We start from the raw sequence: 12,676 nt of genomic DNA, 5'->3' as shown, positions 1-12,676 counted from the left end.
CCTCGCGGGAAGTCGCTTCTGGACGCATACCGAACCCACAGACGGATCAGTTGTCGGGCATGTCGCAGGCGAGGAACTCCGAGTACGCGCGCAGGTCGAGCCGGCCGGAGCCGGAGACGCCGATCACGATCACCGGGGAGGTGCCGTCCTCGGCCGCCTGACGGGCTTCGCGAAGGGCGCCCGCGATGGCGTGGTTCGACTCGGACGCCGGGACGATGCCCTCGGTCCGGGCGAACAGGACGCGGCGGGGTGACTGGTGGCTCACGGCTCTCGGCCGCGGAACACCAGCACCAGCGCGCGGCAGCCCAGTACGAATGCGAACAGCAGCAGCGTCAGCCCACCGAAGGTGGAAACCCGCAGCACCGGAGTCAGCTGCGGGCCGAGTTCACTCAGGGTGAGCGCCACGCCGCAGGCGGCGGCGGTCGCCGCCAGCACCACCAGCACCAGCTGGTGCATCAGCCCGGTCAGGAACCGGCGTTCACCGGCCTCGGCCAACCCCTGGACGCGGACCGCCAGGGTGCCGGCCTCCAGGCGTTCGGCGATGCCGACCAGTCGCCGAGGCAGTCGCTGCAGTGCGGGGAGATGGGCTATGGCCAGGTCCCGCAGGCTGTCGGGACCGGGAAGCGCCAGCCCGTCCGAGGTGAGCCGTGGGGTGAGGGTGCGGGCCAGAGCGACCAGGTCGAGGTGCGGGTCGAGCAGCCGCAGGGTGCCCTCCACCGCACCCAGCGCCCGGAAGGCGGCGGCGATCTGGCCCGGGACCCGAAGCCCGTGCCGGATCACCAGCTCGAACAGGTCGGCGATGGTGTCGCCCAGCGGCAGCCCCCCGCCGAGCCGCATGATCAGTTCGGCCACCTCGCGCTCCAGCGCACGCTCGTCCAGCCCCGATGGCGCGATCAGCAGATCGCACAGCGCGGACGTCGCCGCGGCGCCGTCCTGCCGGTCGAGGGCGAGCAGCAACAGGGCCAGCGAGGTGCGTGTGGTCGCGTCGATCCGGCCCACCGATCCGAAGTCGAGCAGTGCCAGCCGTCCGTCACGCAACAGCATCACATTGCCGCCGTGCAGGTCGGCGTGGAAGATGCCGGTGACCAGCAGTTGCTGCAGGACGGCGAGCAGCAACTCTTCGGCGAGGCGTCGACGGGTTTCGGTGTCGAGAGCTTCGAGATCGACCGTCGCCCGGGACAGCGGGACGCCGTCCAGGGCGTCCATGGTCAGTACCCGAGCGGATGAGAAGGCCGGATGCGGGCGGGGGACGACGATCTGGCCGGAGCCGCAGGCGATGAGGTTGCGCAGCTCAACCCGGTAGTCGAGTTCCTCATCCAGGGAGCGGGCGAATCCGGCGGCCAGGTCGACGGTGCCCAGCGCCTTGCCCCAGGCCGTCCGGCGTTCGGCCAGGGAGGCCAGCCGATTGACGATGTCGAGGTCGGCGGTAACCGTGGCCCGCGCCGCGGGGCGTTGCACCTTGACCACGACCGCTTCCCCGGACGGCAACATAGCCCGGTGCACCTGGCCGACCGACGCAGCCGCCAGCGGCTCGTCATCGAAGCCGGCGAACAACTCATCCGGTGAGGCTCCGAGTTCCTGCTCGATCACGGCTCGGACGCGCCTCGCCGGTTCGGGCGGGACGTCGCTGTGCAGCGTGGACAGTTCCTTGATGTAGACCGCGGGCAACAGGTCGGGCCGGGTGGCCAGCATCTGTCCGAGCTTGACGAAGGTCACCCCACCGTCGGCCAGCGCATCGCGCAATGCGCGGGCGGTCCGGGCGTCCTCACCTCCGGTCCGAGCGCCTGGTCGCAGATAGCGCCGCAGGCCACGCCGGATCAGAATGCGAAGGATCGCTGCATACCGGCGGCTGCGGCGCCACCGTTGCGGCAGCGAACGGAGCAACTCAACAGGCCCGGGCACGCGTCCCGTCGGCACGATCGCCTCGCCGATGGCGAGCAGTCCGACTTCGATTGCGATCATCCAGGCCCCGAACAGGGCGATCACCAGCACCGCCGCACCGGCGTCCGGACTCCACTCGGTGACCGTGTTCACACCGAGCTGGGGCAGTGCCCAGGTCAGCAGCGGAGCGGTTGCGGCGTTGACGATCAGTGACAGCACCAGGGTGCGCGGCCAGCCGACGGGCGTTCCGAGCAGGCGGCGGGCCAGCCACCCGATGATGACGGCGTTGATCAGCGACGAGATCAGTACGCCGAGGGTCGTCATGGCTTCACTGTATAGACGGGCCCGGGCCGTCCCGGCGGTGGCCGGCACCACCCCTACCACACCCAGCCCCACCCGCCGCCCCCACCCCTGCGAGCGGTGGGGCTGGGTGGTGGACCGTCAGGAGCCGAGCAGAGTCCAGCCGAGGCGTTCCGCGGCGGCGCGGTCGAAGGTGACGGTCTCGTCGATGCCGAACAGTTCCATGGCGCCCTGGATGAGTGCGTCGGCGAAATCGGCGCCGGCCTCAGCAAGGCTAAGTGCGCGGACGACGCCCTCGCCGTCGTCGAACTCCAGGACGTCGGTTTCGACCAGTCGGCGGACCGCGGCAAGGCAGGTCGCCCGCGGCAACCGTTTGGCACGGGCGAGCACCCAGTAGGTCTCGGCCAAGCTCACCTGGGTGATGAAGCCGGGTGCATCGGGCGTCAGGCCACGGAACACCCGTGCCGCGAGGGGACCCTGCACCGGGTCGTCCTGCAGCAGCGCGCGGAGCACGACGTTGGTGTCGATTCCGACGCGTCGCGACCGGGACTCGGTCACGGCCGTCCCTCCGGCAGGCCACGCAGGCCACTGGCCGCACCGCCCTCGGCGATCGCGTCGTCGATCTCGGCGAGAGTCAGCGGCGGCGAGTCGGGGTCATGGAGCATGCCGATCAGATCATCGACCCGACCGGTCCGAGGCACGATCCGGTACTGGCCGTCAGAGATCTTGACGAACATCACCTTGGACCCGGCGACGAGCCCGAGATCGTCGCGCACGTCCTTCGGGACGGTGAGCTGTCCCTTGCTGCTCAGCGTTGCCGTCGACACACTCGTCCTTCCATCGGAACCCCAACTTACGCCGAGGGATGCCGTAAGGAAAGAAACCTGGTTCCTTACCGTGGGCGGGCGGGTGCAGCGTGCTCACCTCGCCCGACCCCCAACGCTCGCCGAACTACTTGCCGCTCGCTGAATTTCAGCGAGCCCGAAATACTTAGGCGAGCGCGGAGGTGTGGCTGGGGACTACGGGTCAGCTGTCGGCCATCTCGCCGGCGAGGAACTCCGAGTAGGCCGGCAGGTCGAGCTGACCGGAGCCGGAGACGCCGATCACGATCACCGGGGAGGTGCCGTCCTCGGCCGCTTGCCGGGCTTCGCGCAGGGCGCCGGCGATGGCGTGATTCGATTCGGACGCCGGCACGATGCCTTCGGTCCGGGCGAACAGGACGCCGGCGGCGAACGCCTCGCGCTGCTTGATGCTGATCGCGTCCATCAGGCCGAGGTGCTTGACGAAGCTGATCAACGGGGCCATGCCGTGGTAGCGCAGGCCGCCGGCGTGCACCGGGTCGGGCACGAACTCGGGGCCGAGGGTGTACATCTTCAGCAGCGGCGTCATGCCGGCGGTGTCGCCGAAGTCGTAGCGGTATTCACCCTCGGTCAGGGACGGCGCCGCTTTCGGCTCGCAGGCCACCAGCCGGGTGCTGGTGCGGCCGTCCAGGTTCTCGCGCAGGAACGGCAGCGCCAGCCCGCCCAGGTTCGATCCGCCGCCGGCGCAGCCGTAGACGACGTCCGCCTGCTCCTCGCCGAACTCGGCCAGCTGCAGCAGCGCTTCCTGCCCGATCACGGTCTGGTGCAGCAGCACGTGGTTCAGCACCGAGCCCAGCGAGTAGGACGCGTTCGGGTCGCCGGCGGCGACCTCGATCGCCTCCGAGATCGCCATGCCCAGCGAGCCGGTCGTGTCCGGGAAACGCTCGCGCAGCCCGCGTCCGGCCTGGGTCAGCTCGGACGGCGACGAATGCACGGTGGCGCCGAAGGTCTCCATCAGCACGTGCCGGTACGGCTTGCCCTCGTACGACGACCGGACCTGCCAGATCTCGCACTCCAGGTCGAACACATCACAGGCGAAGGCCAGCGCCGAACCCCACTGCCCGGCCCCGGTCTCGGTGGTCAGCTTGGTCCGTCCGGCTTGGGCGTTGAAGTAGGCCTGGGCGACCGCGGAGTTGGTCTTGTGCGAGCCGACCGGCGAGGCGCCCTCGTACTTGTAGTAGATCCGGGCAGAGGTGCCCAGCTCCTGCTCGAGTCGCCAGGCCCGGATCATCGGCGACGGACGCCACAACCGGTAGATGTCGCGGATCTGCTGCGGGATCTCGATCCAGCGCTCGGTGCTGGCCTCTTGGGCGATCAGCCCCATCGGGAACAGCGGCGCCAGGTCGTCCGGGGTCAGCGGCTCGCGGGTGCCGGGATGCAGCGGGGGTGGGGGTGCCTCGGGCAGGTCGGCGACGATGTTGTACCAGTGGGTGGGGATCTTCGACTCGTCGAGGACCACCTTCGTCTTCGTAGGTGCGCTCACTCCTCGGACACTAGCGGAACCGCGCCGAAGGGAGGTGACCGAAAGAACCGTCCCCGGCGTTCGGGCGGGTGACCGAAAGAACCGTCCCCGGCGTTCGGGCGGGTGACCAAAAGAACCGTCCCCGGCGTTCGGGCGGGTGACCGAAAGAACCGTCCCCTCGTTCCGGAGTTCGCCGGACCGGGCTACAGCCACTTGAACTTTCGGAACAGGAAGTAGAGCACGGTCATCCCGATCACGTTCATCGCCATCACCACGTAGTAGCCCTGGCCCCAGTGCAACTCGGGGATGTTGTCGAAGTTCATCCCGTAGATGGCGCCCAGGGTGGTCGGGACGGCCACGATCGCCACCGCGGAGGAGATCTTCCGCATGTCGCGGTTGTCGTCGAAGCTGGCCCGGGCCAGCGCCGTCTGCAGGATGTTGGTGAGCTGGTCCTCCAGGGCCGCCACCGTTTCCCGGACGGCCTGGACGCGCTCGGCGAGTTCGCGGAAGTACGGCTTGGCGTTGGCGTGGATCTGGCCGAACTCGCGGGTGTACAACGCGGTCAGCGGTGCGCAGAGCGGGGCGACGCAGCGCCGGAACTCGATCAGCTCGCGCTTGATCTGGTAGGTCCGCTCGAGATCGGGCTCACGGCGATCGCCGAAGACCAGCTGTTCGCAGTCCTCGACGTCGTCCTCCATCTGCTGGGCGACGCGCTCGAAGTCGTCGATGGCCACCGACAGGCACGCGTACAGCACCCGGGACGGCCCGCGCGGCATGTCCTCGGACTCCTGTTCGACCAGCTTCCGCACCTCCGGCATCCGGGAGGGTCCGCTGTGCCGGGAGGTCATCACGTACCAGTCGCCGAGGAAGACCATCAGTTCGCCGGTGGTGACGATCTCCGGCGGGGCATCCTTGGCCCGCTCCTGATAGGCGACGGTGGACACCACGAAGAACAGGTGCTCCTGGAAGCGTTCGAGTTTCGAGCGGCGATGGCCGTGGACGGCGTCCTCGATCGCCAGCTCGTGCAGCCCGAGGTGGTGGCCGAGGGTGGTCATCGTGTGCTGCGACGGATTGTGCAGGCCGAGCCAGATGTAGCCGTCCCCGGCCCGGGCCGCGGCGACCGCCCACTCGAGTTCGTCCGACGGCAACCGCCGGCCGGCCTGATAGCGCGCCCACGTCCACTCCGGCGGAACATAACCGGATTCGTCGTCACCGGCGACCGGGGCGTCCCAGTTGCTCTGAGCTGTCGTCATGGCGTCTCTCCTTGCCCGAGCCGCCGCAATGCTACGCCGCGATCCAGGCTCAGGGAAGCAGCCCGGCCATCCAGGCTTCGACCGCCTCAGCACTGCGGGGGAGCCGGTCCGACAGCACCTCGCAGCCCTCCGCGGTGATCAGCACGTCGTCCTCGATCCGGACGCCGATGCCGCGCAGTTCCTCGGGCACCAGCAGGTCGGTCGACTTGAAGTACAGCCCGGGTTCGACGGTGATCACCATGCCGGCGGCCAGGGTGCCCTCGCGGTAGTTCTGCTGCCGGGCCTGGGCGCAGTCGTGTACGTCGATGCCGAGATGGTGGGACGTCCCGTGTACCATCCAGCGCCGGTGGTGGCCGCCGGTGCTCGGGTCGAGCGACTCCTCGACGCTCACCGGGAGCAGTCCCCAGGCGTGCAGGTGCTCGGCGATCACCCGGATCGCGGCGGCGTGCACGTCGGCGAACTTCGCACCCGGGCGGGCCGCCTCGATCCCGGCCTGCTGAGCCGCCAGGACGGCGTCGTACACCTTCCGCTGGGCGGGCGAGAACCGTCCGGAGACCGGCAGGGTGCGGGTGATGTCGGCGGTGTAGAGGCTGTCCCGTTCGACCCCGGCGTCCAGCAGCAGCAGGTCGCCGGGTCGCAGGTCGCCGTCGTTGCCGATCCAGTGCAGGGTGTTGGCGTGATCCCCGGAGGCGGCGATGGTGTCGTAGCCGACCGCGTTCCCGGCGTGCCGGGCGTACAGTCCGAAGACCCCCTCCACCCACCGCTCGCCGCGTCCGCGCCGGACGGCTTCCGGCAGCGAGGCGACGACCGCCTCGAAGCCGTCCGCGGTGGCGTCGCAGGCGGCTCGCAGTTCGTCGGCCTCGAAGTCGTCCTTGACCAGCCTCAGTTCGCTCAGCGCGACGCTCAGCCGCTGGTCGGACGCCGCGTCGGCCTCGGCGCCGTGGCTGATGCGTTGTGCCGTCAGGGACGCGGTGAGGGCGGCATCGGCGTCGGCCACGACCAGTACCCGGGTGGCGCCGGCGTTCTTGGCCAGGGCGTCCGGGAATTGAGCGAGCGGAGCGCAGGCCAGGCCGGTCAGCGCCTCCATCTCGGCCAGCGACTCCCGTTGCCCGACCCACATCTCGCCGTACCGGGCGTCGGCGTAGAACTCCGGATCGGTGCGTGGCGCGCGCGGCTTGAAGTACAGCGTGGCGTCGTGGCCGTCGTCGGTGGGCTCGAGCACCAGCACCGCGCCGGGTTCCCGGTCGGTGCCCAGCCCGGTCAGGTGCGCGAACGCCGAATGCGGACGGAACCGGTAGTCGGTGTCGTTGGAGCGGACCGACAACTCACCGGCCGGGATCACCAGCCGGTCGCCGGGAAACTGGGCGCTGATCGCCGACCGGCGAGCCGCGGTGAACGCCGTCGCCGGCAGGGCGTCCGGAAGCTCGTCGGAGTAGGGCGCCCAGTCCTGCGGGATGAACGCCTTGAACGCCTCCGAGAACGGGGTTTGCCGGTTGGGCAGCGGCTGTTCGCCGGTCGTGGGCGCGGTGTCGTCGTCGGTCATGGCTCAGCTGTTCCAGCGTAGGACCGCCCAGGATTCCTTCTCGCGGCCGAGGATGGACAGGCTGGCGGTCTCGACCGGGAAGGCCTGGCCGAAGATGAGGGGGAAGTCGAGCCAGCACAGGGCCAGCACGCGGGAGGCGTGGCCGTGGCCGAAGCAGATGGCCTTGTCGACGCCGGAGGCGCGGACCCGGTGGACGACGCGGGTGAGGCGTTCGCGGACCTGGTCGGCGGTTTCGCCGTTGGGGACGCCGTTGAACCAGAGTCGCCAGCCGGGGTGGTGGTGGGCGCGGATGTCGAGGGAGGTGATGCCTTCGTAGTCGCCGTAGTCCCATTCCTGGAGGTCGTCGGTGACCTCGTAGTCGGTGAAGCCGGCGAGTTCGGCGGTGCGCCGGGCGCGCAGCCGGGGGCTGGTCAGGACCAGGCCGAACTCGCTCGGGTCGAGGCGCGAGCGCAGTGCCTTGGCCTGTTCCTCGCCGTCGGCGGTGAGGTCGATGTCGGTGTAGGAGGTGTGTTGACCGGACTTGCTCCATTCGGTCTGTCCGTGGCGGACCAGGTACAGCAGCGTCATGCCGCCATCTAACCGTGTTCGGCGTCCCGGTGGGGAGTTCCGGACGCGACGGCTCGCGGCGTCCGGGCGGTAGAGTCGGTGGCCACAACTCCAGGAGGTCGCCATGCAGGCTGCTGCCACCGCTCAATCGAGGCTGCTGGCGCTGCAGTCGATCGACACCGCGATCGCCCAGCTGGAGCACCGACGCCGCTCCCTGCCCGAACTTGCCCGGATCGCCGAGAGGCAGCAGGTGAGACGCCGGCAGGGTGAGCAGCTGATCGCCGCGAACACCGCGGTCAGCGACCTGGAGCTCGACGTCGCCAAGGCCGAGGCCGACCTGGTGCCGGTGCGTGAGCGGCTCGACCGGGACCGGCAGCGGGTCGACTCGGGGGCGGTCACCGATCCGAAGCAGTTGAACGCCCTGCTGGACGAGATCGAGCACCTGAAGCGCCGGATCAACGACCTCGAGGACATCGAGCTGGAGTTGATGGAGCGTCTCGAAGAGGCCACCGGCACCCGGGACGCGGTGGTCGCCGCCCGCGCCGAGGGCGAGGCCGAGCTGCGGGCGTTGCTGGCCGCGCGCGACAAGCAGCTGGCCGTCCTGGACGCCGACCTCACCGACCGCGGTGCCGAGCGGAGCGGCGTCGCGGCGGAACTGCCGACGGACCTGCTCGAGCTGTACGACCGGATCCGGGCCAAGAGCGGCTCGGGGGCCGCGGAGCTGATCCACCGGCGATGCTCCGGCTGCCAGTTGGAGGCGACCAGCGCCGACCTGACCCGGTACCGGGCCGCGCCGCCCGATCAGGTGCTGCGCTGCGAGGAGTGCAACCGGATCCTGATCCGGACGTCGGAATCGGGGCTGTGATGGCACGGGCGCCCCGGTTGCCGCAGGGGGCGCCGTCCGACCAGTGCCCGGACGACCAGGGCCCGGACGACCAGGGCCCGGACGACCCGGTCCGTCCGAGCGTCGAGGACGCCGAGCCGGCCCGCGAGATGACGTCCGATCCTGAGCGATCCGAGGCTGCTGAGCCGGAAGCCCCCCGCAGACCGGACGTAATCTGACGAGGGCCTCATCCTGATTGCCCTCGTGGTGGGCTCACGGGCCGGCTCCCGCTGGCGGCAACGGCCCAGTCGCCGCCGGTATCAGAACGGCGCTGCGGGGCTACCTTGAGACATGCGATACCGGTCCCGTTCGGTCCGGGGTATCCGGGCCCACGCCGTCTGCGGAGTGAACAGCGTCTCGTTCGCGCTGACGGCGTCCGATTTCGCCCGTAAGGGCCTGCTCGGCTTCTGCGTCGAGCGTGCGGCTGAGGGTGGGCCGTTCCTGTGGCTGCGCGGTTTCAAGGTGTTCCGCTCGCTGGTGCCCGACCCGCAGCCCGACGACGAGGTGTCCACCTACACCCATCCGATCCAGTCGCTGGTCTGGGACGACTTCACGCTGCGGCCGGACACCGTCTACACCTACCGTTTCCACCCGATGCGCGGGACGCCCGTCAAGCCGCGACGCAACCAGCCGGTCACCCTTACCGTCCGTACCGAACCGCTGCACGGGGCCGTCCATGACGTGGTGTTCAACCGCGGCGTGGCGTCCAGCCAGGCCTACCAGCGGCAGTTCGGCGGCAAGTCGCCCGACCAGCAGCCGACCCCCGAACGCCGACAGGCGGCGCTGGACTGGCTGAGCCGCGATCTGGACGAGGTGCTGCTCGGGTTCATCCGCTCAGCCGTCCCCGGCGACGCCCTGCACGGCGCCTTCTACGAGTTCAACTACCGCCCGGTGCTGGACGAACTGGTGGCGGCCGGCACCCGCGGGGTGGACGTCAAGCTGGTGGTCGACTTCAAGGACGTCCCGGGCGGACCCCGGCAGGCCAGTGCCGTGGCGATCGCTGCCGCGGGATTTCCGGCCGGCGTGATCATCGAGCGGCAGGCGCGGGTCTCGGCGATCGCCCACAACAAATTCCTGGTGCTGGCCAGGGCCGGTGTCCCCGAGCAGGTCTGGACCGGGTCGACGAATCTCACTCTGGGCGGGGTGCACGGCCAGTCCAACGTCGGCCAGCTGATCACCGATGGCGCTACGGCAAGGGCGTTCGCTTCCTATTGGGACCTGCTGGCAACCGACCCGGGCGGACGCCGCGACGACTCGGCGTCCGAGAAGCGCACCCGCAACGCTGCGTTCAAGGCGGACGTCGCGACGCTCAGTCCGGCCCCGGCCGGGCGGGCCGGGGTGGCGTCCGGGATCACACCGGTGTTCAGTCCGCGACCCGACCTCGGCGCGCTCAGCCTCTACGCGCGGCTGATCGGGGGCGACGCGACCTCGCTGGTCTGCGCCACCTTCGCCTTCGGCATCGCCCAGGAGATCGCGGACGCGGCGTCCGCCGGCACCCCGGACGGCCCGCTGCGGTTCTTCCTGTTGGAGACCCGCGGCAAGGCGACGGTCCGGCTGGACGCCAGCCGCAACGTCTACCAGGCGTGGGGCTCGGAACTCGACCAGCCGCTGGGCAAGTGGGTGGCCGAGACCACCACCCGGGAGCTTGGCCTGAACGTGCACGTGGCGTTCATCCACGACAAATTCCTGCTCTGCGATCCGCTCGGTCCGGACCCGGTGGTGGTGACCGGTTCGGCCAACTTCTCCCGGGCGTCCACGCTCGAGAACGACGAGAACATGGTGATCATCCGCGGCGACCGGCGGGTCGCCGACATCTACTTCACCGAGTTCAACCGGCTGTTCTTCCATTACTACTTCCGCTCGGTGGTGCAGCGGATCTCCGGACGGCCGGGTGCGCCGGCGACCGACGAGCAGGCCCTCGACCTGGTCGAGGACGACAGCTGGACGCAGAAGTATGCCCCCGGGACGTTGCGTTCCAAGCGGGTGGCGAAGCTGGCCGAGATGAGTGGCGCCCAACCCGGCTGATGAGCGCGGTCGTGGGACGCCGCTGAGTGCGCGCGCACCACTTGGCGGTGCGAACCCGCCCCGCCCCGGTCGCGTCGACTCCGAAATGTCTGCACTCGTTGAGCTCAGCCCGCCTCGCCGAGCGTGGGGTTGGCCGACGAGTGCAGACATTTCGGAGTCGTGCGCTGAGCGACGGCGATCCGGTCGATGAGGCACGGGCCGGTTAGGGTAGGCCGCAGTCGGCGAGAGGAGTCCAGAATGGGCGCCTGGTCAGGGGTTGGCCTGGTCCTGGGGCTGGCGTTGTTCCTGGTCAGCTTCGCGCCCAGCCTGTTGCCGCGCCGCTGGCTGTTGCAGGGCCTGGTCGGCGGGGTGAGCGCCGCCGCCGGCTACCTGGTGGGCTTCCTGCTCGAGATGACCGTGGACGCCGTGATGCGGCTGCTCGACCTCGACGTGCAGGTCAGCTGGCAGCTGCCCGGCGGGATCTGGATCCTCGCCGTGCTGGGCTTGGCCCTGGTGGTCCTCGGCTGGTGGTGGTCAGTGCGCCAGCACCGCGAGACCGCCCGGCTTGTCGGGATGGCCGAGCAACCGGTCTGGCACGACATCGCCGCCACCGGGGTCGCGCTGGCCACCCTGGTGCTGCTGATGCTGCTGGTCCGGGCGATCGTGCTGTTCACCACCTGGATCAGCAGCGGCCTCGACCTGTTCCTGCCGTCGGTGCTCTCGATCGCCGGCGCGCTGGTGATCGCGGTCGTGGTGCTCCGGATCGTCAACCGGATGATCGTCCACCAGGCGCTCGAGCGGATCTCCAAACAGGCCGACGCGATGGACCGACGGCGTCCGCGCAACCTGCGGGCGCCCGAGCTGCCCACCCGCAGCGGCTCGCCGGGCTCCGCCCAGTCCTGGGACGCGCTGGGCCGGCGCGGGCAGATCTTCACCTCGTGCGGGCCGAGCGTCGACGGCATCGCCGCGGTACTGGGCGTCCCGGCGCTGGAGCCGATCCGGGTGTACGCCTCGCAGGGCGACGGCGGGGTCGAGGCGGCGGTCGAGCTGGCGATGGCGGAGGTGCGGCGGACCGGCGCGCTGAGCCGGGGCACCCTGGTGATCGACACCCCGGCCGGCCGCGGCTGGGTGGACGAGTTCTCCGTCCAGGCGGTGGAGTACCTGACCGCGGGTGACTGCGCGACCGTTTCGGTGCAGTATTCGCGGCTGGCCAGCGCATTCGTCTATCTCGCCGACGCCGAGACGCCGCGCGCCTGCGCCCGGGCACTGTTCGCGGCGTTGGAGGAAGCCATCGCCGAGCTGCCGCCCGAGCGGCGTCCGCGGGTGTACGTCAGCGGCGAGTCGCTGGGCTCCTACGGCGGCCACGGTGCCTTCGCCGATGTCAGCGACATGCTGGCCAGGGTGGACGGCGCACTGTGGATCGGCACCCCAGGGTTCACCGAGATCGCCCGCGGGCTGACCAGTTCCCGGATGCGCGGGTCGCCCGAGATCACCCCGGTGATCGACAACGGCCGGCACATCCGGTTCGTCACCAAGCCGACCGAGTTGATCGCGGACGCGTACGGCCGCGCCCTGGGCGAGTGGCAGTCGCCGCGCGTGGTGTACGCCCAGCACGCGTCCGATCCGATGTGCCGGTTCACCGGCGCGCTGGCCTGGCGCGAGCCGGACTGGCTGCGCGAGCGGGCCGGCAGCGACGTGAACGCCTCGCTGCGCTGGTGGCCGCTGGTCACCTGGTTCCAGGTCTCCACCGACATGGCGACCAGCCTGGACACCCCGCCGGGGCACGGCCACATCTACGAGGACGAGCTGGTGCCGCTGTGGGCCGCCGTGCTGCAGCGCACCGACGCGCCGATCACCGCCATCACCGCGGCCATCCGCACCTCCGTCGGGGTGCTCAAGGCACCAGGGAAGCTCTCCGGCGCTGTCACCTCCGGCTCATAGGAC

At 70.3% G+C, this 12,676-nt stretch carries 12 protein-coding genes; 4 read left to right on the top strand and 8 right to left on the bottom strand.

Annotation, left to right across the window (positions count from 1 at the left end):
- Positions 1-46: 46 nt before the first annotated feature.
- From QM711_RS16235 to QM711_RS16200, 8 genes are all read right to left on the bottom strand, one after another.
- Entirely contained in the window at positions 47-265 is a 219-nt protein-coding gene (locus QM711_RS16235) for a hypothetical protein (protein WP_415101207.1), read from the bottom strand.
- Complete coding sequence (locus QM711_RS16230; RefSeq protein WP_415101205.1) at positions 262-2,205, bottom strand: ABC1 kinase family protein; 1,944 nt, start codon at positions 2,203-2,205, stop codon at positions 262-264. The genes QM711_RS16235 and QM711_RS16230 overlap by 4 nt, the downstream gene beginning before the upstream one ends.
- Positions 2,206-2,322: 117 nt before the next feature.
- Complete coding sequence (locus QM711_RS16225) at positions 2,323-2,739, bottom strand: PIN domain-containing protein (protein WP_415101203.1); 417 nt, start codon at positions 2,737-2,739, stop codon at positions 2,323-2,325.
- Positions 2,736-3,008: an AbrB/MazE/SpoVT family DNA-binding domain-containing protein gene (locus tag QM711_RS16220; RefSeq protein WP_415101201.1), complete on the bottom strand. Its 273-nt coding sequence runs from the start codon at positions 3,006-3,008 to the stop codon at positions 2,736-2,738. The genes QM711_RS16225 and QM711_RS16220 overlap by 4 nt, the downstream gene beginning before the upstream one ends.
- A gap of 199 nt (positions 3,009-3,207) precedes the next feature.
- The gene (locus QM711_RS16215; protein WP_415101199.1) at positions 3,208-4,524 is read right to left on the bottom strand and encodes a TrpB-like pyridoxal phosphate-dependent enzyme; all 1,317 of its coding nucleotides are present in this window, start codon (positions 4,522-4,524) and stop codon (positions 3,208-3,210) included.
- A gap of 182 nt (positions 4,525-4,706) precedes the next feature.
- On the bottom strand, positions 4,707-5,756 hold the full coding sequence (locus tag QM711_RS16210; protein WP_415101197.1) for a magnesium and cobalt transport protein CorA: 1,050 nt from the start codon (positions 5,754-5,756) through the stop codon (positions 4,707-4,709).
- A 49-nt stretch (positions 5,757-5,805) separates the two neighbouring features.
- The gene (locus QM711_RS16205; protein ID WP_415101195.1) at positions 5,806-7,299 is read right to left on the bottom strand and encodes an aminopeptidase P family protein; all 1,494 of its coding nucleotides are present in this window, start codon (positions 7,297-7,299) and stop codon (positions 5,806-5,808) included.
- Positions 7,300-7,302: 3 nt separating this feature from the next.
- Entirely contained in the window at positions 7,303-7,866 is a 564-nt protein-coding gene (locus tag QM711_RS16200; protein ID WP_415101193.1) for a histidine phosphatase family protein, read from the bottom strand.
- A 103-nt stretch (positions 7,867-7,969) separates the two neighbouring features.
- Here QM711_RS16200 and QM711_RS16195 point away from each other — a divergent pair, with 103 nt between their 5' ends.
- From QM711_RS16195 to QM711_RS16180, 4 genes are all read left to right on the top strand, one after another.
- Positions 7,970-8,710: a zinc ribbon domain-containing protein gene (locus QM711_RS16195; protein ID WP_415101191.1), complete on the top strand. Its 741-nt coding sequence runs from the start codon at positions 7,970-7,972 to the stop codon at positions 8,708-8,710.
- Positions 8,710-8,907: a hypothetical protein gene (locus QM711_RS16190; RefSeq protein WP_415101189.1), complete on the top strand. Its 198-nt coding sequence runs from the start codon at positions 8,710-8,712 to the stop codon at positions 8,905-8,907. The genes QM711_RS16195 and QM711_RS16190 overlap by 1 nt, the downstream gene beginning before the upstream one ends.
- Before the next feature lie 166 nt (positions 8,908-9,073).
- Positions 9,074-10,753, top strand: coding sequence for a phospholipase D-like domain-containing protein (locus tag QM711_RS16185; RefSeq protein ID WP_415101187.1), 1,680 nt, complete (start codon positions 9,074-9,076; stop codon positions 10,751-10,753).
- A gap of 237 nt (positions 10,754-10,990) precedes the next feature.
- On the top strand, positions 10,991-12,673 hold the full coding sequence (locus tag QM711_RS16180; protein ID WP_415101185.1) for an alpha/beta hydrolase: 1,683 nt from the start codon (positions 10,991-10,993) through the stop codon (positions 12,671-12,673).
- Positions 12,674-12,676: the final 3 nt, after the last annotated feature.

Origin of the sequence: Micropruina sp. (genome assembly GCF_047602385.1) — a bacterium.
Taxonomy (GTDB): domain Bacteria; phylum Actinomycetota; class Actinomycetes; order Propionibacteriales; family Propionibacteriaceae; genus Micropruina.
This window is presented reverse-complemented; position numbering and strand designations above follow the sequence as displayed.